Here is a 26,694-nt window from a genome sequence, read left to right as displayed (position 1 = left end):
GCACTTCAAGTATTCTTTAAGTCAAGCAGATATTTTTGCCAAGTTATAAAGAACCTACCTTTTTTATTTTGAACACTGACCGACAAGCTTAATGCGCTATAATACTATATAAAGTAACAATTATGAGGTGAAATGATGAAATTAATCAAAAAAATTTGCATTGGACTGACAGCTTCCGTCCTAGCACTTAGTCCGCTTCTATCTAGCTCGAACAACATGCAGACCGTTCAAGCCTCCAAGAAAAGTACGAACAGCAAAAAAAGAATCTTTTTAATTTACGACGCATACGTTTACAACAAGTTGGGACATAAAATCAAGGGAAATACGACCAAAAGCTTCCCTTATATTGAGCTTGACCCTAATAACTACATGCGCATTTTGTCATTTAATGACAACATTTTTTATAATCACGGTACAAAGAAAATTCACGGCCAAACATATTATAATATCGGCCACGGACATTATTTAAATGCTGGCGATGTGTATAAAGCAAACGGTAAAAACACTAAGAAGGGCAAACTGGTGTTAAATCACCAGTCGACTGTTTATACCAAAAATGGGAAAAAGACAGGACAAACTTTAGCTAAAAAAGCAGTCGTTAAATACCGCGGAAAAGTCAAGATTGCCAAGTCCAATTTTGCGCCAAAGTATTATTATCTCAATCGCTCAAGAAAAACCTGTTACCTGCCAACTACAGACATCAAAGGTAAACAATATTACTCAATCGGGCGTAATCGCTATATTAGAGCTTATAATGTCGGAAGCATTAACGGTTGTTATGCAGTTTACAGGGGAACTACATATGCAAAAATGCTGACTAAGACGACAACTACCATGGTTTCTGGGGTAAAAACGAAGCATAAATTGAAAAAAGGGCAAAAAGTCAAAGTAGATTTAATGGTAATTCCACCATATGACGACTTTGAGGGATATTACTTACGGCTTCATGATTATCCTAATGAATACATTAACGAATATGACGTTAACTTAAGAAATTACCTGCCCAACATTGACTATCACGATGCTGCGTTTACTTATGTTAAACCGGTAACCAGTGAGAATATTAAACTTTATAATTTTGCTGGTCAGCGAATTGCGCGCAATATTGAGAATAAGCAAAAAGAAATTACCGTTGATGGGCTATTTTATTTATGGCTTCCTGAAGAAAAGAAAGCCGAGCCATTTTACCACTATTTAGACTTTGATTCTGGCTTCATTAACAACGACGGAAGTGTGCCAACCTTAACTTTAGTTGACCCTCAAACAAAGAAAGAAAAAATTGATACGGAAGAATTAATTCTTGAAAAAAACAGTTTTATTAGAGCTAGCGACGTCAACTACACCCACGGAATTAAATTAAAGCCCGTGATTACTGCTAAACAAGCTAAACTTGACCAGAGCATCGCCACTAATGCTGATAAAAAGAAACTACAAACTCTATTTTTAGAAGGACAAAAAAACGAGAACATGTCAGTTCAAATTAATTATCGGCTGCGAAACTATAGTGCTGCTATCATTATCGCGTCTAAAGTCTTGCAATCTAATTCGGCTACGATTGCACAGGTAAAAGAAGCAGTCTGGCTATTGGAAACAACTAAGCTGCAACTAACTGCTTTCGCTTTCCCAGAAAGCGACTAATAAGGACAAAACAGGATTATCCCACAATTAATGAGGACTAATCCTGTTTTATTTTTTGTAAAGTTATTTGATTTTAATCCATTTTGGTATGACCGGCTTTTTGCCGTTATACATTACGTAGGTCTCTTTAGGACACTTTTTAGCAGAACGACTATACAGTTTTAGCAATTGTTTTTCAGTATACTTTTTACCTTTAGGAGCTAGGATAGTGCCCTTGCCAACAGCACGAATATGTTTATAGCCATGTCCAATGCCTGAATCCCTAGCTAAACGATAATGCCCCAGCTTTACAGCTAGACCTTTTGGATTGCCAGCATTTTGCAATATTCGGCTATTATTTTTGTTAAAACCGCTCAAATCAACGCTAGCAAGTTGATAATCACCGGCAAACATGCGAATTGCACCAAAAGAAATTGAATTCAATAAACGCCAGCCGTGAAAATTAACATTAACCAGCTTTGGACAGTTCATAAACATTTCATCTAAATGCCTGACTTTTCGTGTGTTCCACTTATGCAGATCGACCGTTTTCAAATTAGCAGCACCTTTGAACATGCCGAAGACATTAGTTAAACGCTTGGTTTTAAAGTGACTCAAATCAATTTTTACCAAACCTGTATTGTTAAACATTTGGCTCATATTCCCGACCTGATTGGTATTCCATCCCATTAAATTCAGATCCGTTAGAGCCGTATCCCCTGAAAACATACTACTCATGTCAGTTACTTTCTTGGTCTTAAAATGACTAAGATCCAAACTGTTAATCTGTGGTAGATTCGCAAACATGCCGGCAAAAGATGTTACTTTGCTGGTATCAAAATGGCCAATGTCAAAATCAAGCAGGCCTTGGCAACCATTAAACATTCGGCTCATATTAGTCACATTTTTAGTATCAAATCCGCTTAAATTCAGTTTTGTTAACGCAGCATCATCTGAAAACATTTCACTCATGTTGGTGACGCTGCTCGTATTCAAATTACCCAAATCTAAACTGGTTATGCCCATTTTGCTAAACATACCGTTCATTGCGGTCACTTTACTGGTATCAAAGTTAGACAAATCCAGATCTTTTAATCCGCTTCCTGCAAACATAGAAGCCATATTGGTAACATTCTTAGTGTTAAAACTGCTTAAGTCTAAACTCGCAGTATTTACCCCTTTAAACATACTAGCCATATCAGTCACTTTGCTAGTATTAAAATGAGACAGGTTCAACTGTTTTACCTTGCTACCTGAAAACATCTCACTCATATTAGTGACACTGCTCGTGTTCAGGCCACTTAAATCCAGATTATCGGTATCAATTCCACTAAGCATGTCACTCATATTGGTCACTTTACCAGTATTGAAGTTCGACAAGTCAAGCTTTTCTGCTTTACAAGAAGCAAACATGTGACTCATGTCAGTCACGTTGCTAGTGTCAAAGTTTGAGAAATCAATTTGTTTAGCCTTACATGCCCTGAACATACCGCTCATTGTGGTCACATTTTTGGTAGTTAACTTGGACAGATTTAGTCTTTCGGTATCCAAATTGCTGAACATGTCAGACATGTTAGTTACTTTTTGGGTGTTTAAGCCTGCTAAATCTAGGTTGGTAATTTTTGCACCTAAAAACATGCCACTCATATTAGTCACGTTTTCAGTTTTAAACCCGTGAAGGTCAAGTTTTGCCAGATTAGTTTGCGAAAACATTTTACTCATGTTAGTCACACTACTAGTATTAAAATGACTTAAGTCTAGCCCAGACAACGCACCATCCCCCATGAACAACTCTGACATATTGGTTACGTCGCTTGTATCAACTAAATCCAATCCCCTGAAATCTTCCAAGCTACTTAGCCCAAGAAATTTTTTGCTTGAATTAGCTGGAAGCTTCACCGGCGAGCTAAAGACAATGTGTCTAATATTTTGATGCCAGGCAAGTGCTTGATAAAGCGGTTGGGACGACATGCTATTACCCTCTTTAGTTGCACTGATGGTCAATGTCCAAGTGCCAACATCATAGCTCCATTCACAGTCGCCGTCCTTACCTGTCCAGTAGCCCAAATTGTTCATAGTATCCCTTGTATCAGCCAAAACTTTGGTGGTAGGTTGAACAGTGAGTGCTACTGCACTGATTAAACAGGATAAACTAAGTATTGCAACGATTCTTGCAGCTATCTTTTTATTTTTTGTAAACAAATGCTGTTTCATTTCATGACCTCTTTTCTCTTATTTTTATTATAAGCTGTTTTCGCGCTTAAATCGGCACCAGATAATAAATCAGCAAATTTTTTATCTTTTTACAGATAGCAGGGTCTTCAGATGTTATATTAAAAGCTTAGCAATTGAGCTATAATACTAAGTAAAGTAGTAATTTGCGAGATAAAATGATGAAATTAACCAAAAAAATCTGCATTGGGCTGATGGCAACTGTTCTGGTATTCAGCCCAATCTTACTAAGCTTCAATCCAGTACAAACCATACAAGCAGCTAAGAAACCAGCTAAGGCAAAGGGCTCGCTTACTTATATTGAGCCAAGCTATGTTTATAATAAATTCGGCCAACGAATTAAACGTAAAAATTCCAACTTTAATGGCGATTTTATTCTTGATCCACAAGGATATGTCCAGACCTTTACCTATGAAGAAGATAATTACGACTATTTTGCAATCAGAACAATAAATGGTCAAAAATATTATAAGGTAGATAACGGATTTTATGTCAATGAAGCCGTCGTGAAGGACGTGAACGGCAAGGACACCAAAAAAGGCAAACTTGTTCTAAAGCATAAGGCTGCTGTTTATACTAAAAAAGGTAAACGAACTACGCAAACTTTGCCTAAAAACTCTATTCTGAAGTATAAGGATAAAGTTAAATCTGTTACTGCTATGCCAAAATACTTTTTCTACGAAAATGATTTTGGTTGGCATTTAGATAAACTAATACGGTACCTGCCTATTCATAATATTAAGGGGCAGCAATTTTATGCTTTAAGCAACAATCGCTATATTAAGGCAGCGAATGTTGACAGTATTAATGGTCATATTGTCCGTTATAATGGTGTAGCTTCCGCAACTGTTTTGACAAAAACTAAGACTGAAACAGTAATGAGCAGGCCAACTTCGCACACACTTAAAAAGGGCCAAAAAATTAAGGTTGATTTGACGGTAATACCTTGGCAAGATGATAGCTTTGAAGGATATATGTATAGACTGCACGACTATCCAGACGAGTTCGTTGATGAGAGCGTAATATTGCTTAAAAAGAACTTGCCAATCAAATTGTATACAGACTTAGTCTTCAGCTATGTGGCTTCTAAAAACACCGGTAACATTCAGCTTTATGACTTTAACGGCAAACCCATTAATCAGAGTATCAAAACGGGTGACAATGACCAAGTTAAAGTTGATGGACTATTTTACATATGGCTACCAAGTGAGAATAAAGCAGAACTGTTTTATCACTACTTAAACCAAGACGACAAAGACGTTGTAAATAGTGATGGTACGAAAGTTGTAGTAGATGACACCAATAATTTGGGCAAGCCGGTAGCACGACTGCTTTATGGCAACAACTTTATTAAGGCAAGTGACGTCAATTTCACTGGTGGTATTGAGCTAAAACCAGTCAATACTGCACAAGATGCAAAAGAAGATCAGCAAATCGCTACAATAGCTGACAAGAAAGAGTTGCAAGACCTCTTTAACGAGAGTAAAGTTGATTCAATTGGTAGTCATAATTACGACAGCGCGCTAACCAACGCTTCGGCAGTACTACGCTCGGATAAAGCAACGGTTGCTGAGGTAAAAGAATCTATGTGGTACCTCAAAACAACCAAGATCCAACTGACTTCAATGAATTTTCCACGAGGAGATTAAGATCATTAAAAAACAGGATTGATTCATGCGACAACATGAACTAATCCTGTTTTTGTTTTACAAAATTATTTAATCGATAATCCTTTAGGAAAATGTGGCTTTTTACCGTTATACATTACGTAAACTTCCATTGGGCTCTTTTTGGCCGAATGATTATAAAGTTTAAGCAGTCGTTTTTCAGTATATTTTTTGCCTTTTGGCTTTCTGGCTGTGCCCTTACCAACTGCCTGAATATGCTTAAAACCATGACCAACGCCACAGCTCTTGCGCAGACGGTAATGGCCTAGCTTAACGGCAAAACCCGCGGGATTTCCGGCCTCTGCAAGTATTTGGCTATTATGAATATTAAAATGACTCAAATCAACAAGAGCAAGTTTGCGATCATTGTAAAACATTTGGGTTGAATTCCCCAGATTCGACATTTGCCAACCATGTAAATCAACATAAGTAAGCTCAGGACAGTCCTTAAACATTCTAGCAGTAGCTATAGTCTTTTGCGTCTTCCACCCGCACAGGTCAACTTTCTGCAGTTCTACATCGTTTCTAAACATATTATCCATGCTTTTGACATTTTTAGTATTTAATGATCTCAACTTAAAGCTAACTAAATTCTTGTCATTCCTAAACATGTTCGCCATATCTTCCAGACGCTTTGGGTTCCAGCCCTTCAAATTAACTTCTTCTAAAGCGGTATCACCCTTAAACATACCAAATGTACGTATTACTTTTCGGACATCAAAATAACTAACATCAATCTTTTTAACTTCTTTGATATTTTCAAACATGCCAATCATATAACCTACGTTTCGCGTATCCAGTTTACTCAGATCTAATTGATCAAGGTGCGTAAACCCCGAAAACATGTAAGACATATCTGTTACATTACAGGTATTCAAATTACCTAAATCAAACTCTGTCAGAGCAGTTGCATTGTAAAACATATCCGAAGTATCTTTTAAGCTGTTCGTGTCCCAGCCGGCATTGTTTACCTTAGTTAATGCTTTCGAATTAGCAAACATAAAGCTCATAGTAATGACATTTTTGGTATCGAAATTGCTTAAATCAAGGTTGGTCACATTTTTTAGTTCTTCAAACATACCATTCATCTTGGTTACGTTGCGTGTATCAAAATTGCTTACATCTAGACTAGCAAAGCTATTATTTCTAAACATGCCGTTCATATCGGTAACCTTTTTAGTATTAAAGTTTTTCAGATCAAGCTGGGCCAACTTCGTATAACTAAACATGCTTGCCATATTGGTAACGCTACTTGTATCAAAATTACTCAAGTCGAGCTGTTCTATTGCAGTAGAATAGAACATTTTTGACATATCAGTAACCTTGGCAGTATTAAAATTCTTCAAATCAAGCTGCTTAAATTTAGAGTCTTCAAACATACCACTCATATCGGTCACTTTGCCAGTGTCAAAATGACTGACATCAAGACTAGTCAAATTCGGGTCATCAGCAAAAAGTCTTGCCATGCTAGTTACCATACTGGTATCCACCTGATTTAAGCCCTTAATATCTTGCAGACTTCTTAAATCTGCAAATTTTGCGCTTGAATCAGAGGCGAGACTAACTGGTGTTTCAAAGACAATGTGTTCAATAATGTCATACCAGTTAAATTCCTTTTTAAAAGGCGTGCTTGACAGCTGACTTGTTTTCACCGGTGCACTGATTGTGAGCGTCCTGGTGACTAGATCAAATTTCCAATCACAGTCACCATCTTTACCCGTCCATAAGCCAATATCGGCTGAAGAATTAGTTTCATTACTTAGTGACGTGCCAGCTGGCGTATCGGCTTTAGTCGTCGCCGTGAAGCTAATCAGGCACAGCAAACTGAGCAAGAGTGCAATAACTGCAATTTTGCTTTTTTTCAATTTATTCATGCTATTCGATTTCATAACATAACCTCTTTTCTCATACCCTCATTATAGACCGGCTTGCTGGTTAAATTGGTTAAAAGATAAAATTTACAAGAAGAAAAAAGACCGTTTTTTAAAAATAGCTTTATGTTGAACTCAGATTTATATATATGGTTATTAAAAAGTGTTCTATAATAGATATGATTATGAGGTTTAAGATAATTTACGAGGTAAAAAATGAAATTAATAAAAAAGATTAGAATTGGGCTAACAGCAACAGTATTAGCAATCACTCCATTATCGACAGTTTTAGCTCAAGTACAACCAGTTTTGGCTGCTAAGAAGAGCGTTAAAAAAGCAAAAGGAACAGTTCAACTGCTAGAAGATGACTACGTTTATAACCAATTTGGTAATAAAATCAAAATTAAGCAAGACCCAACTTCAAAGGCCTATTTGATACCTACAGACTTTAGGGTCGACAAAAAAGGCTTTGCCATGACAGATGTTAACAGCGTGAGGGATACTGGAGAAAATTATGGTACCTATCCTTATTATGGCACTAAGAAAATTAATGGTCGTACTTATTATCAGCTTGCCAACAACTATTACCTTGATGCAGCCGTCGTTATAAATCAAAATGGCAAAAACACAAAGAAAAACAAACTGATTTTAAATCACAATTCGTTTGTTTATAACAAAAATGGTCGTACCACAGGCAAAAAACTATTTAAAAAAGATATTGTGAGCTACCAAGGCAAAATTAAATCTGCAACTGAAGCTCCAACATACTTTTTTTATGAAGATGATTCCGCACGACATTTAAAAATTGAATACTTGCCAACAGCTAAAATAAAAGGTAAAAACTTTTATTCATTGGGTCAAGGTCACTATATTAAAGCTGCTAATGTCGGCTATATTGATGGCCATGCGCAACGGTATAACGGCGTTGCCACCGCAACAGTGTTAACTGAGTCATCAACAACTACAGTCAACTATTCTTCTATTAAACGTACTCTTAAAAAGGGTCAGAAAATCAAAGTTGATCTAGCTGTGATTCCATATGCCAATGATGGTTTTGAAGGATATATTTTTAGACTACACGACCATCCAGATGAATATATTGATCAAAGTAATGTTTCTTTAAAGGTAAACTTGCCAATTATAAATTATGAAGATTTAACTTACACCTTTGTTCAGCCACTTTCTGGTGACACCGTCCAGCTTTACGATACTACTGGCAAATCAATCGGTAAAAGCATTAAAAAGCAAAAGTACAGGGACCTCACGGTTGATGGTCTAATGTATCTTTGGGTACCCGAGGAAAAGAAGGCCGAGTTATTTTATCACTGCCTAAATTATGAAAATTCCAGCGTTATCGATGCTAATAATTCAACGACAACAAATTCTAGTCCCGCTCACCCTGTTGAAAAGCAAAAATTAAATTATGGCAACAACTTTATCAAGGCAAGTGATGTCAAATATATTAGCGGTATTAAATTAAACCCAATAAATACCGCTGCTCAGGCTGAAAGCGATCAAAAAACTGCTTCAGAAACTGATAAACAGGAACTGGCTAAACTAATCGATCAAGAAAAAGATAGAAAAATAAATAGTGCATACACAAACTTAAAAGCAAACTATGACAGTGCATTAACAAACGCTATTCTTATTCAAAAATCTGATAAAGCAACTGTTGCCGAAGTAAAGGAAGCTGTTTGGTATCTTAAAACAGCAATCACGCAACTCACTACAATGTCTTATCCACTTGGTGACTAATTGGTTTATTGAAAATCAAAATATTAATAGTGCTAGTGCTGTGACAAGAAAGTGTGCATTATGATCACAGTGCAATTGCGTGGCTTTTAAAAGCAAGACTTTTTTAAAAAACAACTAAATAGTTAAAAAATCAATAGCAAAAACTATTGATTTTTTGTTTCCCATAGAAATTAAACGTATTTCTCCTATCTTTATTCAAATTATAATGGTAAGATTATGAAAATTATTAAGGTGGCAAGAGCGGCTTTTGGAACCCTCAATGTAACTTGCACTAATAATATCACTATTCCTAACGTAGGCAGTCACGGATATGTAGTTCACATTTATCAACGTCCGCTGTTGTTTTTTAGCTTACTGCTGCATTTCAAATAGAAAGAGCTGACTAAGAATGGATGAGGTCAATCGAGATAACCTAATTTTGCTTTTAAAACAGGGCATTAAAGATCTATATGAGTACAAATGTGAAAAGTCAATAAATGGCGCATTGTATATAGCAGTCTATTCTTTTGACGACTTTATGGATATGGTAAATATACTTGCCGCTATAGGAGCATATTTTAATGTTGATAAGAGAGAAAGTTTTGACGGCGTCCACGAATATGAATATGGCTTTACTATCAATGACTGCAAAGAAGATTTGAGCAAATATGTCTATAAGCCAAATAAGAAGCGTTAAAGCACATGAGCGTCCTAACTATTGGCAAAGTTAGTTTATTTAAGCGTCAGGTTACTATGTAACTTGGTGCTTTTTTATGATTAATTATGGCTAGAAATAAATGGAGATGTAGTTTCTACTTACATTAATCTAGGCGTGACAATTTGCTGGTAAAAGTCATGGCGACCGACACGACCATGCAAAAAATTGCAATCACAAAAATTGAATGCACTTCATATCTTATTAGCACACCACTAAAGATTGACATAATCGGTCCAATTAGTCTTGTTAAAGATGTTGCGATTGAAGTTATTGTCCCCTTATAACGATTCGGTGTCTTAGACTGAATAACGGTAAAAAAGTTTGCCTGTGACCAAACACTACCAAATGAAACAATCGCATAGCCACAAGTTACCATGATAAATGACTTAACATTCAACATTAATACAAAGCCAAGAGCAATCATAATGCCAATTAATACAAGCTGCAAACCCAACTTTATTTTCTTGTTTAAGCGTAGATAGATAAAATTGCCGATAATACTAGCTATGGCTGCAATCGAAAAGAACACGCTAATCATGTTCACAGAAGTTTTCATTACTTGTCTTAGTAAAAACGTAAGCATTGGAACCACCGCTTGAAAACCAATATTGGCCACAAAAAAGCTTATAATAATCCACTTAATAATGGGCTGCGAAAACAAAAAAGTCCAACCGTTCTTTGCGCTGCTTTTAAAAGATCGCTTATTTTCAAAATAGCCTGGTTCTCTATTTAAGGGTTCGTAATCTTTGACAACATAAGTTAAATAGCCGAAACTGAGTGCGTCTAGCAGAAAGCCTCCTGCATAATTAACTAAATTGATTATAATCGCCGCTATTCCCGGTCCAAAGGTTTTCTGAATAGCAGAAATTAGTCCTACTTGTCCAGATACTGTTGACAGTTCATTATTGTCGACAGATTCTGCAATAAAAACTTGATAGCCTGTCCACGTAATTAAATCAAAAGTTCCAAATAGAAACACAGCTACTAAAATCCAAAAAATAGGGATATCTTTGATAATCAACAAGGGGGCACACACGACAAGGATTGCTTGCATGAGTAATGATATCAACATTACTTTTTTTCTTGGCCAAATATCAAATATTGGTCCAATAGTGAGACCAAACAATGCTGTAGGTAAATATTCCATTGCCGTTAAGAGCCCCATAATAATTGACGAATGAGTTTTTGATAGTAGTAGTAGCGGGATAGCGAAAATATAGAATTGATCACCTAAACCAGAAATAGCGTAACCAATTAACAATCTAGATTTTTGTGATCTTTTCTTCATTTTAGATTTACATATCTTTTCTATGAAACGCTGATTTTCAATCAACGCTATTCAAAGTTATTAGAATTAATTTGCTTAATTCACAACTATTCCAATAATCAAATTTAAATAATATCTTCTTTTTTATTCTCAAGCATTAATTTCCAGCCTGTCATGAAGTGCTGCTCACGCAAAGAACGCAAGTCTTTATAATCACTTTCCAGACTATCAATTGCGTCTTGTAATTTTTTATTTTGTTTACGCATTTGATTTAGTTCCGGATCATTAACCACGCCCTTGAGGTGCATAGTAGCTGCTAACTCACGGCGCTTTTGGTCGAACTCGCCTTTAAGCGTGGCCAGCGCATTTTCATACTTAACCAATTTTTGGTTAATTTTAGGAATTTGATCATTTAACTGAACAAACAATTCATAGGGCATGTTTGATTTAATGCGATTGCATTCTTGGCAAGATAAGATCAAGTTGTCAAAATCGTTATTATGCGATAACGATACTGGGTCCTTATGATCGACACTGCGACCACGCCGACCACAGTATTGACAGCGATAATGATACTTAGCCCGAATGCGCTCACGATCAATGTAGTCAACTTCATTTAGTTTAAAATCAACGTTTAGACCAAGTTTTTGCAAGTTTTCGGCAAAAGTTAGTTCCATACTAGGAACAAACTCAAGGCTGCCTTTCTCACTGTCAATTACTGCTTGATTAAAGTCTGGTCGTGGCAATTGCTGCTGAGCTAAGTCGTTGCCATCATAATCCTGGATAAAAGCTTCGTAGCGCTTGCGGTTTTCTTTTTTAGTAACGAAAAAGGGTGCAGATTGAACATTGTCATCGCTTAGGCCAATAAAAGTATAGAGTAAGCCCTGCGCAAAAATATTAACGGCAACATTGGCAAAATCGGCTGGTTGTTCTCCACGTTGAATACAGAGATCGCAAATACTGGTTAATTGCGGATTAACTAGTCCTTCTTGTTTAAAATGTCTGGAATTTATCCGTAATCCGCATGCACTGCACTGAAATTTCACTTAAAACAGCTCCTTTTGCCCTTAACTCATGTTTATGTTAATTTTACTCAAATTTAGATAATAAAAAAAGACGGATCACTTACATGATCTGTCTTTTTAATTCTTTACTAGCAGATTATTTGTTTTCGTCTGCTTTGGCCTTGTTCAAGAAAGCAACAACTGCTGCTACGTGAGCAACGCGCTTTTTACCGTTTTTCTTGTTCTTAGGTCTTTGGTTTGGTTCACAACCAGTGTTGTAATTTTCACCTTTACGCATAGTACTATACTTCCTTTCAGATTTTCGAAAATCTTATTCAGTTTAACACGTCAGACATAATGAGGCAAGTGACCGTTCATCAGCAGCTAATATTGGGAATCAAACAAAGAATTGTCATTGCAATTCAATATAAATAAGGCTAGCAATGATTAACTCTTGATATTGCTCTTCAATTTAATTATTCGATTACATTTCTGTGCAACCTGCTCATCGTGAGTAACTATCAAGACAGTCTTGCCCGCTTGGTTGAGTTCTAATAACAGTTGAAGGATTTCATCACGATTTTTACTATCTAAAGAACCAGTTGGCTCATCTGCTAAGACTAACTTACTAGGCTTAATTAGGGCGCGTGCCACTGCTATTCTTTGCTGCTGTCCTCCAGAAAGCTCATATATTTTATTTTGCTCATATTCAGCTAATCCAACTTTTTTGAGTGTTGCCTTAATTACATCCAACTTCTCTACTTTTTTCTGGTGAACATATTTTAATGCCAGCATTAAATTTTGCTCAACTGTTTCTTCTTCAATTAAGGCAAAGTTTTGAAAAAGATAACTGATTTTTTCTCTGATAATTTTTTGCGCCAAATTACTATTTGGTCTGACATTAGTATTTTCTTCAAACCTGTATTTGCCATTGTCAATATTATCAATTAGGCCGATAATATTTAATAAAGTGCTTTTGCCTGACCCACTGGGCCCGATAATTGCCACCATTTCTCCTTTATCAATTTGCAAATTAAAGTGATCAAATATTTTCTTAGTTCCAAAAGCTTTACAAACATTTTCCAGTTCAATCATGCTAGTCCTCCTTTAAGCAGAAATGACAAGTCCCGTGTTTCAATTAATCGTACTACTAAGTCAAATACTAATAAATCGATTAAAACTAACAAAGCTGCTAATAACAGTGAGATAATTGTTGCCTTTAAATAAACTAAAACCAAAATTTCGCTAATACCGAGACAAGAAATCAACAAAATTTCTATTTGATAGCGATCAACTTTGCGATAACCTAATAAACGTTCAACAGCTAGTTTCTTTTGCTTACTTGAGATGATGTATAACATTAGAAAAGTTGTCGTAAATAAATTAATAATAAAAATAGCGATTAAGCCTATTAAGAGTGCTTGTAATCCGCGATATGAAGAATCTAAACTAGTTGTTAGTATTTCGCTTACGGTCACAAACTTTAGCCCTAGCTGCTTAACTTGCGCATTTTGCACTGATTTTTCTAATACTCTTTTAGTCTGCTGATTATTTTCAATTTTAATTGGACTATTTTTATCGGTATTACTCAAGAATAAAGACTGTCCGTCTGTTATTCGCGATTCTTCCATGACTTCGATAATGGGATTAACAAATCGCTTTTTTAACCTTACATTGTAAGTAATTGGGCTGATTTTTTCATCGTAATATTTAATCTTTATTTTTACTTGCTCAGGTTTTAATTTTTCTTGTTGTTTACTAGCTAAATCGTTGTACCGATAGCACTGCAAAAGATACCTAATTTGCGAGTCAGCCCTGCGATACTTAATTGGTACTAAAAAAATGTGGGAAGTAGAATCTAAATATTTCTTTACTCGTGGTAACTTGGCATTGATAAAATTACGATTAACAGTCATCATAGCGTATTTGGCTGTTGGATTATGAATCGTGGCTTTTTCGGGTAAGATAGCCTTTGCAGTTGATATTTCGCTATCTACATAATAAACTCCCTTATTTTTAGCTATTGCCTTGAACCAATTGCTCATGATTTTTTCTGCTTGCTTTTCGTTAGTCTGAAAAAAAGAGCTAACAGAATTGACTGTTAGTAACTTGCCTTCTTTACTCCAATCCTGTTGCAACTGGTAGTCTGACCTTACAGAAGTAATTGCATTTGAGACATTAACTAGTAAAACTGTCGAAGTAATCGTCATCATGACTTTTAAAATAAAGGCTAATTTAATGCCAAAACCAAAGTGAAAACTCCCCTTAAGCATATCTGCAATTGATAAGTGCTTAATAATAATATAAGTAAAAATATTAACTAATGTATACAAACACAGAATTATTATCTGGCTTAATATACAGCAAAGTAAAAAGCCTTGCGGTTGATAAGAAAAAAGCACGAAAGAAATTAAATCAAGGCCAGTAGCAACAATAAGGATCGTCAAGATACCAAATTTGATCATATCAAATAAAATATCCCTATTATTCCAGCCATTTAACTTTTTAATGCCAATTGTACTTGATTGAGTAATCGGGTAATAGGTATTAACTAAAAGAAAGACTAAAATAGTCAACACCAAGAGAAATCCTAGAATAAGAATGTTCTTCGTAAAATATTCAAACTTATTCCCAATAGTTGGCTTTAGTAACTGCGCCCGGGAAACACCATAAAAACGAGTCAACTTCTTAAGAACAGCTTTTTTACTTGATTTTCCAGGGATAATGGTATACACGCCATCAACTATTTGCTTTTTTTGAAAATACCTATCCATACTTTGTAAAATTACTTTATTGTTTTTAGCAAAAACAGGAATTGTACCCTTTTGTGTCAATTTTTTTGTATTATAACTAGCATAAAAGCTCTTCTTGTCGGCCAAATCTATTTGCTTGAGCCGAAAGGAAGTTTTGGGAAAAGAATGTGGATTGACAATGACAGATTTTTCAACTACGTTATTCAGACTATTTGTTGTTAAAATAATTGATACGCCATCTTGCTTGGCCAAGTTTTTAAAAAAGGCCAGTTGATCACTAGGAGTTATTTGGCTGTCTTTTAGATAAATTTGGTATGAAGATTTTGTCTGTCCCATCCGAACTATTTGGTCATAATCTTTTACTTGATAAAAGCTAATAATCATCAGGTAAGTGAGGACTGTGACAACCATTAAACAGCCAGAAACTATCTTTTTCATCAGGAACCTCCTATAAAAAATAGGTGCAGTTAATAACCAACTACACCTATCAGGGTTAATATGAAGTTACGTATAAAATTTAATAAGTATTCCACCAATAAGACAAGCCTGTTGGAGGTATCTTATGGTATTCTGCATATGCAGTTTTTCGCTGTACTACGATATTTGTTCCCCTTATAAGAAACTGGCCCTACTGCTAATAAAGCGGCAGACATAGTTACAGCAGAAATGACTTTATTCAATTTCTTTTTATTCATAGCTTTCTTCTCCTTTGCTCTAAATATAAATTTAAAATAATTGAGGATTAGAAGCCCATGAATAACATGAATCTTAGCATAAATCATTTTATAACATCGCCATATTTTTATAATACATTATATATTATTTTTAGCAAGCGCTTTCTATATTTTTTATAAATATTTTATATTAATGTATATAAAATATTAGCTGATCTAATTAACTAAAGAATTTTCTCCAAAAAAAAGACAATCAAAACTGATTGTCTCCAACAATGGATTTAAATACTATAACTATACTTTTTAATGTTTATTTATTGTCATTGCGCCGTCAATAACACCACTATCATCTGACAAGCTCATTGCTGCATTTTTCACATCAACAACTAGGTCATTGCCAAGATATTGCATTTCAGCAGGACTAGTGTAAATCTTAAGACCAGCATTGTTTTCAACTTCAATTGAGAAATCAGGATCCTGTTTATCCAAAATTACAAATTGGAAACGTGAGCCAGCAGCACAAGAACCGCCAACATCAGAGTACTTGTTTGAACCATCATTCAAAGATAGCAAAACAATTTGACCGTCTTCAACTTGGTTTTTTACTTTATCTGCAGCAGCAGATTTAATATTAACATTAACTGTTTCTGAATTACTCATAATAAAAATTCCTCCTAATCAATGCCTGTTTCCTCAAGTATAGGGTGGAACAAGTTCAGAAGTCAAAAGTTATGTTTATGGGCCCCTTTTATCCGCTATTTATTTTATGGTTTTTTTTCTATCCAAATATTTATATTGCGTATACAGGAAAAAAAGCTCAAAATGGATATAGCAACTATAGATGATTGTAACTTGTGAAAGGGGACATTTTATGACCGTCTTAAAAAAGATCTTTAGTGATAAAATTCTGCAAATTACCGTTGTGGTGACGGTAATCAGTCTTTTCTTTGCTAGACCTCGGCTGGCGGATATTAACTTACACACAATCTTTTCTGTCGCCGCGATGTTAATTATTATTCAAATTTATGCTTACCTGCATGTTCTCGATGTACTAGCTTACAAATTAACTAGTATTGCCGATAACATGCGCAAGCTCAATATCCTGTTTACGCTACTGGCGATTATTTCTGGGATGTTTTTGGGTAATGACATAACAGCGCTTACATTAATTCCCTTGTACTTAAACATTGCTAAAAGATGCGATTTACCGCAAATTCTACCAGTTACCTTAATCGGAATGGGAGCCAATATCGGGGCCGCATTTACTCCGTGGGGTAACCCACATAACATTTTTCTTGTTAGCAAATATTCCGTCACTGCATTAGAATTTTTCTCATGGTCACTGCCATACCTGCTTGCAGCTGTCGTGATTACTTTCATCATTTTTCACTTTATCCCACAGAAAAAAATTCCCGTTCAGGATATCAAACAGATTAATATCAGCATACGCCCAACTGTGATCACTACCGCAGTTTTTGCTTTATTCTTTTTGGGTGTTTTCAAAGTTATTAACGTTGCAATCCCAATGATTGTAGCAGCTATCTTAGCTTTAATAATTAATCCGCGCATTTTGTTAAAAATCGACTATGCCTTGCTGCTAACCTTTACTTGCTTCTTTATCTTTATTAGCGATATCCAGCAGATTCCAATGATTGTTACCCTGATTCACACCATGGTCAACTCTGAGACATCTACCTACTTTACTTCTATTATCTCTAGTCAAATCATTAGCAACGTTCCAGCAACCATTTTAGTCGGTAAGTTTACTACATTTGCCAAAGCCCTCTTTTTGGGATCAAATATCGGTGGCTTCGGTTCACCAATTGGTTCTATGGCCAATATGCTTGTTTTAAAAACTTTTACTCAAAATGCAACTGTTTCCCGCAGTGAATTTTTCAAAAAATGGCTATTAATGCAATACGCCGGTTTAATCATCTTGACACTAATTGGCTGGGCATTGATACTACTATAAAACTTAATAATTATTAAAGCTTTACCTGCAAATGCTGCTAAAGCTTTTTTTAATACTCAAGTTTAACTTTATCAGTTATAATTGAATAAACATAAGGAGGAAAAATTATGTCAAATTCAACTTGGTTAATAATAATTATTGCGATTATTGTTATCCTGCTCATCGCAATTTATATTGCAATCTATAACGGCTTACAAAAAGCTAAAGTTTACACTGACGAATCTTGGAGCCAGATTGATGTGCAATTAAAACGGCGCAATGATTTGATTCCTAATTTAGTTGAAACTACTAAGGGTTATGCCAAGCATGAAAGTGAAACTCTGGAAAGAGTTGTTCAATTGCGGAACCAGTTGACTGCTATTCCAAGTGATGATCATGCCCAAACGCTAAAGGTTTCTAACCAAATTTCTGATACTTTGAGATCAATCTTTGCTTTATCGGAAAATTATCCTGATTTAAAAGCTAACCAGAACTTTGCTCAACTGCAGGAAGAATTAACCAACACTGAAAATAAAATTGCTTATTCACGGCAACTTTACAATTCATCTGCAGCTCTTTACGATCAAAAGTTGTTAACTTTTCCTTCCAATATCGTTGCTAATATCCACGGATTCCGCAAAGTTGATTACTTACAAACGAGTGAAGCTGAAAAAGAAGTACCTAAAGTTAAATTTTAAGCAATAGGTCAATTTTATGTTATTTCAACAAATTGCCAGCAACAAACGCAAAACTACTGGCATCTTGATTTTATTCGTCATTATTCTCGCCTTAGTTGGTGCCGGATTAGGTTTTATCTGGGGCAATCGACCTTTATTAGGAGTAATTATTGCGCTTATTTTTAGTGCAATTTACATGTTAATTGTCTTGCCTAATCCCGCTAATATGGTTATGAGTCTAAATCATGCCCAAGAAATTCATGAACAAGATAACCCCGTTTTATGGCACGTTGTTCAAGATATGGCGCTAGTCGGCAAAGTACCAATGCCACGCGTTTTTATTATCAATGATCCTAGTCCTAATGCTTTTGCAACCGGCCGGGATCCAAACCATTCTGCAGTTGCCGTCACCCAGGGCTTACTTGACATGATGAATCGCGAGGAACTTGAGGGCGTTTTAGGTCACGAAATCTCACATATTAGAAATTATGACATCTTGGTTTCCACTATTGCAGCCGTACTGGTTGGCGTCATTTCATATTTATCAGGCATTGCTAGTCGCTATATTTGGTGGATTGATGATGATCGCGACAGTGATAACGATAATGGCAATACTATTGTCGTTATTTTCAAAATCGTGGCGATCATTTTTGTACTTATTTTAGGCCCTATTTGTGCCAGTCTTGCTCAGATGGCTTTATCACGCAACCGTGAATATTTAGCAGATGCTTCTTCAGTTGAGTTGACCCGTAATCCTCACGGTTTGATTTCTGCTTTGACAAAAATTGACGGTTCTGACCCCATGAAAGCTGCTGATCCAAGTAGTGCTGGCATGTATATCGAAGATCCGCTACGTAAGCGGCATGGTCTTACCCACTTATTCGACAGTCACCCGCCTACAAGTGACCGAATTAAACGTTTGGAAAAAATGTAACTTAAAAAGGAGCGCTCTGCAAAATAGTCCGCTCCTTTTTTGATAAAAATATTGCTCTTACTTTAAATTGATATTGGCCTGTCTAAACAGTTCTGCACGCATTTGTACCGGCGTTTCATGGTAATATTCATTAAATTTTTTGTAAAAGAACGATTTACCGTTATAACCGACCCGCGCAATGATTTCTTTAACCGAAATGTCAGGTCGAGCAAGCAAATTGCGTGCCTCCTGCATCCGGCGTTCATCAACATGTTCAACAAAGCTCTTACCAGTTTTTTGCTTAACTAAACTGGAAAAGTAATTCGGGTTGAGTCCAAAGTGTTCTGCTGTTTCATTTAAAGTAATATCAGTATAGTTTGCATCAATGTAACGTTCTAACGCCGTTTGCGCAAACTTATGTTGATTAGCTGGCGCTGTTTCCAAGTCTTGATTTCTAATTGCCGTAATCACAAGTATTCGCAATTCTGCGGCAATAATACTGCGCGTAAAAAGATTGTGGTTTAAATATTCATCAATAACTTTTTTCATTAACTGACTCGGGCGCGACATTTGTGAGCAGCGCAAACTTAATAGTCTCTTAGTTTTGAGGATCTGAACAAGCTGTTCGGCTACTTTTTGTTCACGTGAATTGAGCGTTGTTTTTTCTCCCAAAAAATCAGCGCAATTAACCTTTGAACTAAATTCTAATTTGACCAAAAGATCATTTTTCCCTTGTTTTTCGACCTCATAGCCACATTTTTCTTGCAAAAACAGCAAATTACCCGCTTTTAAAGTTAAGTTTTGTCCGTTAATTTTAGTTTTTGCCATGCCTTCAGCTTCGTACAAAATTGTGGGATTGCTGGTTTGGTACCGGTGAATGCCCGTATTATGATTTTCAAGGTAAACCCTAAACAGGTTAAAGGCCTTGTTTCCGGGCTTTAGCCGGACTTCATTCGTATCCACATTAGTTGAATCCAATACACTTGCCAAATATTGTTCTAGCTTAACTGCTGCCATGATGTCACCTTCTAATTAGTAATTTATTTTCATAATTTTATTATATAGCAAAAAGCGCCGCTATTTATATGTTTTTAATATCTGTGATAGAAGTTGAGCCTTAAGTGCTATTAACGACGCCTAATTTGCCGCAACTAGACAAGAAAATTGCTTTTATGTATAATTGACCTGAAATATTGGGGTGCCATCTTGGCTGAGAATATACCCACTGAACCTGCTATGGATAATGCCAGCGAAGGGAAAAGCATCGAATTTTAACGTCGCCTGGCATTATGCCATGGCGACTTTTTTAGATTGGTTAAAAAATTGCTGAAAACTAAAAACCTTACTTTTTCATACGATGAAAAAAAGCCTATTTTGCAAGATGTTAATCTTAATATCCCGACGGGCAAATTTTCCTTATTAATCGGGCCAACAGGTTGCGGTAAATCGACGCTATTAAAAATTTTAGCTGGCCTTTATCCTAAATATGCTGGTAAAGTTAGTGGAACTATCGATCTTAATGGGCTTAAGAGTGCAATGATGTTTCAAAATGCTGGCGAGCAATTCACAATGGCAACACCGCGTGAAGAGATCATTTTTGCACTTGAAAACCTGGAAATTGACCGTGAGCACTACTCAAAACGATTGCAAAAAGCAACTTCTTTTGCCCAGATCGACCAGCTGCTTGATCAAAAAATCAATACTATGTCTGGCGGTGAGCAGCAACGAGTAGCTCTTGCTGTTTTAATTGCAATGGATGTCGATCTTTTTCTGCTTGATGAGCCTTTTGCAAGTTGCGACCCTGCTGCCCGCCAATTTTTAATTAAAAAGTTGGCTCATCTTCGTGACTTAGGAAAAACAATTATTCTAAGCGACCATGTTCTAGCCGATTATGAGGGTATTTGTGACTGTTTGTTTAAATTTACCGGTCACCAGGTTACTGCCTTAAGCACTGCCGAAAAAAAGCAGCTTCTTCGGCAAAATGACCACCACGAGCATTATTCTTTTGCCCTACCAACTAATGAAACAAGCTGCTTTGAACTTACTAATACCTTAATTAAGCAGAACCGGTTACTGCTAAAACAGGAGCACCTAAAGATTGTGGCAGGCAAAGCCACCCTAATCACTGGCCCTAATGGCGTGGGGAAAACATCGCTTTTCAATGCGCTAACCAAAATGCTCACATACACTGGTAGCTTGACTTACCGCCAAAAAGAAATTCGCAACTTACGCATGCGAAAATATTTGCGTCAAGTCGGGCAGATATTTCAAAGTGCAAGTGATCAATTTATTAACGTTTCCGTTGAAGATGAGCTTAACCTAAGTAAAAAAATGCGCACCAGCAACTTTTATTCTGATCAAAAAATTGCAAAAGAGGTGAAAGACCTTGATCTTGACCAGACACTAGACCAAGTCGTCTACTCACTTTCGGGCGGTCAACAAAAGAAATTACAAATTTTATTAATGCTAATTGCTGATCAAGACGTTTTATTAATTGATGAACCCTTAAGCGGCTTAGATCACGAATCGGCACAAAAAGTAATGGGTCTGTTGCGCGAAAGCCAGGAAAAAAGAGGGCAGACACTTCTGATTATCAGCCATGAACTAACTAATTTGGCAGATTGGTGCGATTACCACCTTGTATTTGACCAGCAACAATTAACATACGTAGACAAGTGAGGCTAGTTATGAATCCCAGTTTTAAATTCTTTGTCGCTTTAATTATTTCGGTTGAAATATCTTTTAAAACCAGTCTAATTACCAATGTGCTAATTATCGGCTTTTGCACGTGCTATTTACTTTACTGCCACATGAAAGTTAAAAATCTCCTATTAACTTTTACCGTGCCGTTAATTGCGGCCTTTACCGTGTTTGCCACACTCTACTGGTTTGCACCTCAGCCCAATTTAACCAACGCTTTAAGTCTTTCTAGCAGAATCTACGTCTATACGCTGACAATCTGCTGTGTCGCCCAAAAAACTAGTGCCGAAGAATTGGCACGTTCATTTGAACAGAATTTTCATTTACCTAGCAAATTCGCATACGGGGTCCTAGCAGCACTCAACATTATTCCACGCATGCAAACTGCCGTTAAACAAATTCGCACAGCGGCAATGATGCGTGGTGTTTATCTTAGTTTTTGGTCTCCCATTCTCTATTTTAAGGCTATCCTAGTCGCGCTTAATTCGGCCGAAAACTTGGCACAGGGAATGGAATCGCACGGCTTTCGCGAAGATGCCAAGCGCTCTGTCATCGTAGCTGTTCCCGTTAAACGCAGCGATTGGCTATGGGCTGCTGGTCTTTTATTAGCCACTAACGTTGCCTTATTTACATTAAAATAATAAAAGAGCAGCAGTGATGTTTTAACCACCACTGCTGCTCTTTTTAGCTAGAGTTTATTGCGCCAAAGTATAACCTTCGACTTTTGCCTTAATTCCTTTATCAGTGCTAAAGAAGATTTGCGGTTGATTCTCGGTATAATAACGCTCTGAAAAGACCAATTCACCATCATTTAAGAAGAACTCAATCGAACTCGTATCAATGAAGATATGCAGTTTTAAGCTTGCGCTAGTCTGGAGATTACCATAGCGTTTATCATCCCCATCAGGTTTATCAGCGCGGATAACCGTTACTTGCCCAGTTTTTTTATTCCAAGTTAATGAAACCAAATCTTGCTGTTTGCTCTCGAGCGTAAAACTAATTTCATTACCCGACCAAGATGACGTATTGGCTTCAAAAAGCAGTTCACAATGCTGCGGATCCGGCGTCGTGACCTCAAGGGATGTTACCACTCCCTCTTCAGCCATAATTTTTTCAGTTCGCAAACTCATTAATTCAGCAATCGGCTTCATATACAAATGACCAGAAGCATAACTTAATTCCCGCGGAACTGTCAGCGCACCCGACCAGCCGTCGGCTTGTTCCGGGAAGTTGGCATTCCACATATCCATCCAGCCAATTAAAATCCGCCGATGATCTGGAGCAAGCATTGTTTGGGCTGCATAAAAATCATGTCCATGGTCTAATTCTGTAAACGCCCCGTGAGCAAATTTGTTCTGCTGATAATCCATTTTGCCACTAAAATAGCCTGTTTGAAACTCGTTTAAAAAGCGTAAACCATCGGGTTCGATGCCTTGCGGCGAACACAATAAAATGTCGTGGTCTCCTAGTGTAAATAAATCGGGGCACTCCCACATAAAGCCCTCTTGCGCACTAGTTTGTGCATTAGCAATTGGTCCCAAATATTCCCAGTCGAATAAATTTTCAGAGCGGTAATTTAACGCCCGTCCTAAGCCATTTGCCGCCTGACTGCCTAAAATCATGTAATAGTACTTGCCTTGGCGCCATACCTTCGGATCACGGAAATGCTGCGTATTATCAGCCGGAGCAGCAGCAATGATTGGATTATGAGCATCTTTTTTAAAGTGAATGCCATCATCGCTATATGCAATATTTTGCGTTTCAGTAAACTGCGTATGATCATTCAGGTCATGATATTGGTGCCCTGTATAAATCAAATACAGCCGACCATCTTTTTCAATCGCGCTACCTGAAAAACAAACATTTTGCTCGTCATCTGGTGCTAGAGCAATTGGTAATTCTTCCCAGTGCACTAAATCGCGACTGCGATAATGTCCCCAGTGCATCGGCCCTTTTTGTGCGGAATAGGGATAATACTGGTAAAAAAGGTGGTAATAGCCTTTAAAAAACGAAAAACCATTTGGGTCATTCATCCATCCCCCCGGCGTAGAAACATGATACTTGAGGCGATAGCGCTCATTGGTAACTTTAACAGCTTCAGCCATTGCAAATTCCTTTCTAATCTAGCGGAATATCTTAATCACTGTCATTAAAACAAACTTTTTCATGTGATACAAACAATACAAAAGAGGCGCAGAAAAACTGTCCTCTTTTTGCTTAAGAATTATTTGTTTAATTTAATCATCAAGTTCCTGTGGCTTACCTCGGTTGCCGTATTTTTCCAAAATTTCGGTCAATTGCTATTTCAATTGCTATTATAGACAATTTCTTTTTCCAGATTATTTAGACTATTACACAATAAAACTTTATACCTCTAATTTGACAGTAAATATTCAATGTCCTGAATCAATTCCGTCTGGAACGGGTGCACATTTGACGGAAAATTAGGCCAACCGTATATGTTCTTTTCTTATCTAAGGCTCTTGCTAAGTCATTGGGATGATATTCCAGCTTTTTCATTGCCGCCTGCACCTTATCCCGCGTTTCTTGGCTAATATATCCCCGATTATTTAAGACCCGGGATACTGTTGCAGTAGAAATATTAGCCTCCTGCGCGATTTCACGAATTCCGACTTTTTTCATACTAAAACTCATCTTAATTTAAATTTTGACTTTTTTCGGTAAATTATCGAGCCTGAAAAATTAGCTTTTTGGCCCCAGTTTGTCTTATTTATGGTATGGGCTGCCACTATTAATCATAAAGCAGCGGTAAATTTGTTCAATTAGAACCACTCGCATTAGTTGATGGGGCATTGTTAGCTTTCCAAAGCTTAATAATTCATCCGCACGCTTATTCACAGCCTGGCTTGTACCAAGACTGCCACCAATGACAAAAGCTACGTCAGAGTGGCCGTAAGTAGCCAAATCCTTTAATTCCTGTGCAAATGTTTCACTAGTTCTTTCTTTGCCCTTAATTGCAGTGACATAAACATATTCCTTGTCCTTTATTTTATTAAGAATACGCTGACCTTCAAGTTCTTTAACCTTTTCTTGTTCAGCAGCACTGAGTTTTTCTGGTGCTTTTTCATCAGGTACTTGCACTAACTCAACTTTAGCAAAACGACTGAGCCGCTTTTGATACTCGACAATCGCGTCTTTAAAATATTTTTCTTTTAACTTACCTACACAGACGATTTTGATATTCATGTTTTCTATTTTATCCCCTAATTCTCATTGTTTCCACCTTGTTTTTCCACAGTTGTGCACAAGCAAAAACTACATTTTGTGGTCATTTTTGTAAACAGGCGGATAATTTGTGTTTGTAAAAAATATTTCTAAAAAACCCGCTGAAATTACCCACATGTACACTTTTCACAGTTAACATTCACAAACTTTACCCGTAAAACACTGATTTGACGCATTGAACAATTGTTTGAATTATCAACTTTTTACTAGTATTTACACACAAGTCACAGGTTTTCCACAATAAAGCGAAAGCACTTTACCCCAATTTATGCACAATCCACAAAGTTTTCCACAATTATCAACAAGAAAAAAGCAAGTCTTTTTTTCTTGACAGACATAAAAGACGAACTATTTAATGTTTCTCATCATTTTTATTAGCAAAAAGGCCATACTTGTAGCTAAAATCGCCAAGTATAGCCTTTTTTATCTTCAATTAATGAATATTATCAAGATTAATTTGCTTCAAGTTTTGCATGTAAATTAATTTCTTTTCCACCGCGGTTAACCGTTAAAGTCACCGTATCACCGATTTTATGATTATACAAAATGGTGTGTAACGATGCAACATCTGTAATAACCTTATTGTCAACTTTTATTATTACATCGCCAACTTTAACTCCTGCATTAGCTGCCGCACTATTTTTATTCACACCCGCAATGTAAATGCCACTCTTCAAGTTGGACTTAATATTGAGGTGTTTACGGTAGCTTGAAGGAATTCCTTGCAATGCAATTACTTTGATTCCAAGCTGCGGCCGGACAATTTTACCCTTCTTTACCAGTTGGTTAACAATGTTCACAACCTCATTAGACGGAATTGCAAAGCCCATTCCTTCAACGGAAGTTCCATCACTTGATTGCGATAGTTTCATCGAGTTGATTCCAATAACCTGACCAGCGGAGTTAACCAGTGCCCCACCGGAATTACCCGGATTGATTGCGGCATCAGTCTGAATAACTGTTTGCTGGTTAGCCGATGAAGAGGTGATACTACGCGCTGGTGCCGAAATAATCCCCTGGGTGACTGTGGATGCATATTCGCTTCCTAATGGTGAGCCAACCGCAATAACTGTTTGCCCGGCTTGCAGACTCTTGGAATCTCCAAATTCAGCCGTTTGCGTTACGTATTGCCCATCAATTGCTAAAACAGCTAAGTCAGTCGTAGCATCAGTCCCGACAATTCTAGCGTTCACAGTTTTACCGTTTGATAACATAACCTGAACTTTATCACTGCCAGAAACAACGTGATTATTAGTAACGATGTAGCCCTTGTTATTTGACTTCATGTAGATAACGCCTGAGCCTTCGCTGTATGTTTGCAGCCGGCCCTTACCTCTAGCATTATCATCTTTGTCATCACCGAAAATATCAAAGATCGAATTGCTGCTACTGCTTGATTGCCGTTTCAAATTAATAACGGAAACAACAGCACCCTTCACGTCATTATATGCCGGCGTCATTACACCACTAGTTTTTGCACTATTTTTCGATGTTTTTGCACTATTAGAACTAATAGTCGTCTGTGCATTATTATTCAGATTTGCATTGTTAATTTGATCAAGGGCAACATAGGAAGCGCCGCCCCCAATTAAACCTGCGACAACACCAACAATGGCAGTTTTAACCAGACCATTTTGCTTGCGTCCAGAATTTCGATTGTCCATTTGTAA

Annotated in this window: 23 protein-coding genes and 1 riboswitch; of the genes, 9 read left to right on the top strand and 14 right to left on the bottom strand. The window is 36.8% G+C overall.

The genetic code is table 11. The features are described 5' to 3' along the window. Positions 1–132 precede the first annotated feature (132 nt). Positions 133–1,638 (top strand): SLAP domain-containing protein, encoded by a 1,506-nt coding sequence (locus J3U54_RS07210; protein WP_267385598.1) that lies wholly within the window; start codon positions 133–135, stop codon positions 1,636–1,638. A 63-nt stretch (positions 1,639–1,701) separates the two neighbouring features. Here J3U54_RS07210 and J3U54_RS07205 read toward each other — a convergent pair whose 3' ends face one another. Further along, positions 1,702–3,831 carry a BspA family leucine-rich repeat surface protein gene (locus J3U54_RS07205; protein ID WP_267385597.1) on the bottom strand — a complete coding sequence of 710 codons (2,130 nt, stop codon included), beginning with the start codon at positions 3,829–3,831 and terminating at the stop codon, positions 1,702–1,704. Positions 3,832–4,007: 176 nt separating this feature from the next. On the opposite strand from J3U54_RS07205, the gene J3U54_RS07200 reads away from it, so the two are divergent. Further along, positions 4,008–5,498, top strand: coding sequence for an SLAP domain-containing protein (locus tag J3U54_RS07200; protein ID WP_103752758.1), 1,491 nt, complete (start codon positions 4,008–4,010; stop codon positions 5,496–5,498). A 65-nt stretch (positions 5,499–5,563) separates the two neighbouring features. On the opposite strand, the gene J3U54_RS07195 is transcribed toward J3U54_RS07200, so the two are convergent. Then, positions 5,564–7,405, bottom strand: a complete 1,842-nt coding sequence (locus J3U54_RS07195) for a BspA family leucine-rich repeat surface protein (RefSeq protein ID WP_267385596.1) — start codon at positions 7,403–7,405, stop codon at positions 5,564–5,566. Positions 7,406–7,603: 198 nt separating this feature from the next. Between J3U54_RS07195 and J3U54_RS07190 the strand changes: the two genes are divergently transcribed. Together J3U54_RS07190 and J3U54_RS07185 are read left to right on the top strand one after the other, a co-directional pair. Next, the gene (locus tag J3U54_RS07190) at positions 7,604–9,142 is read left to right on the top strand and encodes an SLAP domain-containing protein (protein WP_267385595.1); all 1,539 of its coding nucleotides are present in this window, start codon (positions 7,604–7,606) and stop codon (positions 9,140–9,142) included. Positions 9,143–9,530: 388 nt separating this feature from the next. After that, a complete protein-coding gene (locus J3U54_RS07185; protein ID WP_220235055.1) occupies positions 9,531–9,818 on the top strand; it encodes a hypothetical protein in 288 nt (95 codons plus the stop codon). A 124-nt stretch (positions 9,819–9,942) separates the two neighbouring features. Here J3U54_RS07185 and J3U54_RS07180 read toward each other — a convergent pair whose 3' ends face one another. The 7 genes from J3U54_RS07180 to J3U54_RS07150 all read right to left on the bottom strand — a co-directional run bounded on the left by J3U54_RS07180 (position 9,943) and on the right by J3U54_RS07150 (position 16,197). After that, positions 9,943–11,127 carry an MFS transporter gene (locus J3U54_RS07180; RefSeq protein WP_267385594.1) on the bottom strand — a complete coding sequence of 395 codons (1,185 nt, stop codon included), beginning with the start codon at positions 11,125–11,127 and terminating at the stop codon, positions 9,943–9,945. Positions 11,128–11,231: 104 nt separating this feature from the next. Beyond that, a complete protein-coding gene (locus tag J3U54_RS07175; protein WP_103752753.1) occupies positions 11,232–12,152 on the bottom strand; it encodes an HNH endonuclease in 921 nt (306 codons plus the stop codon). Between the two features lie 115 nt (positions 12,153–12,267). Next, positions 12,268–12,408 (bottom strand): hypothetical protein, encoded by a 141-nt coding sequence (locus J3U54_RS07170; RefSeq protein WP_090094091.1) that lies wholly within the window; start codon positions 12,406–12,408, stop codon positions 12,268–12,270. 149 nt (positions 12,409–12,557) lie between these two features. After that, the gene (locus tag J3U54_RS07165; protein ID WP_267385593.1) at positions 12,558–13,205 is read right to left on the bottom strand and encodes an ABC transporter ATP-binding protein; all 648 of its coding nucleotides are present in this window, start codon (positions 13,203–13,205) and stop codon (positions 12,558–12,560) included. Next, the gene (locus tag J3U54_RS07160) at positions 13,202–15,301 is read right to left on the bottom strand and encodes a hypothetical protein (RefSeq protein WP_267385592.1); all 2,100 of its coding nucleotides are present in this window, start codon (positions 15,299–15,301) and stop codon (positions 13,202–13,204) included. The genes J3U54_RS07165 and J3U54_RS07160 overlap by 4 nt, the downstream gene beginning before the upstream one ends. Before the next feature lie 122 nt (positions 15,302–15,423). Further along, positions 15,424–15,558: a hypothetical protein gene (locus tag J3U54_RS07155; protein ID WP_258562412.1), complete on the bottom strand. Its 135-nt coding sequence runs from the start codon at positions 15,556–15,558 to the stop codon at positions 15,424–15,426. 282 nt (positions 15,559–15,840) lie between these two features. Continuing rightward, positions 15,841–16,197, bottom strand: coding sequence for an iron-sulfur cluster biosynthesis family protein (locus tag J3U54_RS07150; protein ID WP_267385591.1), 357 nt, complete (start codon positions 16,195–16,197; stop codon positions 15,841–15,843). A gap of 211 nt (positions 16,198–16,408) precedes the next feature. Here J3U54_RS07150 and J3U54_RS07145 point away from each other — a divergent pair, with 211 nt between their 5' ends. From J3U54_RS07145 to htpX, 3 genes are all read left to right on the top strand, one after another. Beyond that, the gene (locus J3U54_RS07145; RefSeq protein ID WP_267385590.1) at positions 16,409–17,509 is read left to right on the top strand and encodes an SLC13 family permease; all 1,101 of its coding nucleotides are present in this window, start codon (positions 16,409–16,411) and stop codon (positions 17,507–17,509) included. A gap of 107 nt (positions 17,510–17,616) precedes the next feature. Then, a complete protein-coding gene (locus tag J3U54_RS07140) occupies positions 17,617–18,186 on the top strand; it encodes a LemA family protein (RefSeq protein ID WP_103752750.1) in 570 nt (189 codons plus the stop codon). Positions 18,187–18,202: 16 nt separating this feature from the next. Then, positions 18,203–19,099: a zinc metalloprotease HtpX gene (htpX, locus tag J3U54_RS07135; protein WP_220220556.1), complete on the top strand. Its 897-nt coding sequence runs from the start codon at positions 18,203–18,205 to the stop codon at positions 19,097–19,099. A 57-nt stretch (positions 19,100–19,156) separates the two neighbouring features. Here the strand turns inward: htpX and J3U54_RS07130 are convergent, their stop codons facing one another. Then, a complete protein-coding gene (locus tag J3U54_RS07130) occupies positions 19,157–20,095 on the bottom strand; it encodes an AraC family transcriptional regulator (RefSeq protein ID WP_267385589.1) in 939 nt (312 codons plus the stop codon). Between the two features lie 167 nt (positions 20,096–20,262). Then, positions 20,263–20,353, top strand: a riboswitch (TPP riboswitch). Positions 20,354–20,389: 36 nt separating this feature from the next. Between J3U54_RS07130 and J3U54_RS07125 the strand changes: the two genes are divergently transcribed. Further along, positions 20,390–21,757, top strand: coding sequence for an ATP-binding cassette domain-containing protein (locus tag J3U54_RS07125; protein ID WP_267385588.1), 1,368 nt, complete (start codon positions 20,390–20,392; stop codon positions 21,755–21,757). Positions 21,758–21,765: 8 nt separating this feature from the next. Beyond that, a complete protein-coding gene (locus tag J3U54_RS07120; protein WP_267385587.1) occupies positions 21,766–22,419 on the top strand; it encodes an energy-coupling factor transporter transmembrane component T family protein in 654 nt (217 codons plus the stop codon). A 54-nt stretch (positions 22,420–22,473) separates the two neighbouring features. Here the strand turns inward: J3U54_RS07120 and J3U54_RS07115 are convergent, their stop codons facing one another. The 4 genes from J3U54_RS07115 to J3U54_RS07100 all read right to left on the bottom strand — a co-directional run bounded on the left by J3U54_RS07115 (position 22,474) and on the right by J3U54_RS07100 (position 26,688). Continuing rightward, positions 22,474–23,883, bottom strand: coding sequence for a glycoside hydrolase family 32 protein (locus J3U54_RS07115; RefSeq protein ID WP_267385586.1), 1,410 nt, complete (start codon positions 23,881–23,883; stop codon positions 22,474–22,476). A gap of 301 nt (positions 23,884–24,184) precedes the next feature. After that, positions 24,185–24,421, bottom strand: coding sequence for a LacI family DNA-binding transcriptional regulator (locus tag J3U54_RS07110; RefSeq protein WP_228706351.1), 237 nt, complete (start codon positions 24,419–24,421; stop codon positions 24,185–24,187). An 84-nt stretch (positions 24,422–24,505) separates the two neighbouring features. After that, positions 24,506–24,985, bottom strand: coding sequence for a 23S rRNA (pseudouridine(1915)-N(3))-methyltransferase RlmH (rlmH, locus tag J3U54_RS07105; protein WP_267385585.1), 480 nt, complete (start codon positions 24,983–24,985; stop codon positions 24,506–24,508). A gap of 491 nt (positions 24,986–25,476) precedes the next feature. Continuing rightward, the gene (locus tag J3U54_RS07100) at positions 25,477–26,688 is read right to left on the bottom strand and encodes a S1C family serine protease (protein WP_103752744.1); all 1,212 of its coding nucleotides are present in this window, start codon (positions 26,686–26,688) and stop codon (positions 25,477–25,479) included. Positions 26,689–26,694 lie beyond the last annotated feature (6 nt).

It is taken from the genome of Lactobacillus sp. B4007 (genome assembly GCF_026535895.1).
In the GTDB taxonomy this organism is placed as follows: Bacteria; Bacillota; Bacilli; order Lactobacillales; family Lactobacillaceae; genus Lactobacillus; species Lactobacillus panisapium.
This window is presented reverse-complemented; position numbering and strand designations above follow the sequence as displayed.

What these genes read in the sequence shown, in the direction of transcription:
- rlmH (WP_267385585.1), bottom strand. Translation starts at nt 24,985, where the DNA reads ATGAATATCAAAATCGTCTGTGTAGGTAAGTTAAAAGAAAAATATTTT.
- J3U54_RS07160 (WP_267385592.1), bottom strand. Translation starts at nt 15,301, where the DNA reads ATGAAAAAGATAGTTTCTGGCTGTTTAATGGTTGTCACAGTCCTCACT.
- J3U54_RS07165 (WP_267385593.1), bottom strand. Translation starts at nt 13,205, where the DNA reads ATGATTGAACTGGAAAATGTTTGTAAAGCTTTTGGAACTAAGAAAATA.
- J3U54_RS07200 (WP_103752758.1), top strand. Translation starts at nt 4,008, where the DNA reads ATGATGAAATTAACCAAAAAAATCTGCATTGGGCTGATGGCAACTGTT.
- J3U54_RS07100 (WP_103752744.1), bottom strand. Translation starts at nt 26,688, where the DNA reads ATGGACAATCGAAATTCTGGACGCAAGCAAAATGGTCTGGTTAAAACT.
- J3U54_RS07145 (WP_267385590.1), top strand. Translation starts at nt 16,409, where the DNA reads ATGACCGTCTTAAAAAAGATCTTTAGTGATAAAATTCTGCAAATTACC.
- htpX (WP_220220556.1), top strand. Translation starts at nt 18,203, where the DNA reads ATGTTATTTCAACAAATTGCCAGCAACAAACGCAAAACTACTGGCATC.
- J3U54_RS07195 (WP_267385596.1), bottom strand. Translation starts at nt 7,405, where the DNA reads ATGAAATCGAATAGCATGAATAAATTGAAAAAAAGCAAAATTGCAGTT.
- J3U54_RS07185 (WP_220235055.1), top strand. Translation starts at nt 9,531, where the DNA reads ATGGATGAGGTCAATCGAGATAACCTAATTTTGCTTTTAAAACAGGGC.
- J3U54_RS07210 (WP_267385598.1), top strand. Translation starts at nt 133, where the DNA reads ATGATGAAATTAATCAAAAAAATTTGCATTGGACTGACAGCTTCCGTC.
- J3U54_RS07190 (WP_267385595.1), top strand. Translation starts at nt 7,604, where the DNA reads ATGAAATTAATAAAAAAGATTAGAATTGGGCTAACAGCAACAGTATTA.
- J3U54_RS07110 (WP_228706351.1), bottom strand. Translation starts at nt 24,421, where the DNA reads ATGAAAAAAGTCGGAATTCGTGAAATCGCGCAGGAGGCTAATATTTCT.
- J3U54_RS07155 (WP_258562412.1), bottom strand. Translation starts at nt 15,558, where the DNA reads ATGAATAAAAAGAAATTGAATAAAGTCATTTCTGCTGTAACTATGTCT.
- J3U54_RS07170 (WP_090094091.1), bottom strand. Translation starts at nt 12,408, where the DNA reads ATGCGTAAAGGTGAAAATTACAACACTGGTTGTGAACCAAACCAAAGA.
- J3U54_RS07115 (WP_267385586.1), bottom strand. Translation starts at nt 23,883, where the DNA reads ATGGCTGAAGCTGTTAAAGTTACCAATGAGCGCTATCGCCTCAAGTAT.
- J3U54_RS07150 (WP_267385591.1), bottom strand. Translation starts at nt 16,197, where the DNA reads ATGAGTAATTCAGAAACAGTTAATGTTAATATTAAATCTGCTGCTGCA.
- J3U54_RS07120 (WP_267385587.1), top strand. Translation starts at nt 21,766, where the DNA reads ATGAATCCCAGTTTTAAATTCTTTGTCGCTTTAATTATTTCGGTTGAA.
- J3U54_RS07140 (WP_103752750.1), top strand. Translation starts at nt 17,617, where the DNA reads ATGTCAAATTCAACTTGGTTAATAATAATTATTGCGATTATTGTTATC.
- J3U54_RS07130 (WP_267385589.1), bottom strand. Translation starts at nt 20,095, where the DNA reads ATGGCAGCAGTTAAGCTAGAACAATATTTGGCAAGTGTATTGGATTCA.
- J3U54_RS07205 (WP_267385597.1), bottom strand. Translation starts at nt 3,831, where the DNA reads ATGAAACAGCATTTGTTTACAAAAAATAAAAAGATAGCTGCAAGAATC.
- J3U54_RS07180 (WP_267385594.1), bottom strand. Translation starts at nt 11,127, where the DNA reads ATGAAGAAAAGATCACAAAAATCTAGATTGTTAATTGGTTACGCTATT.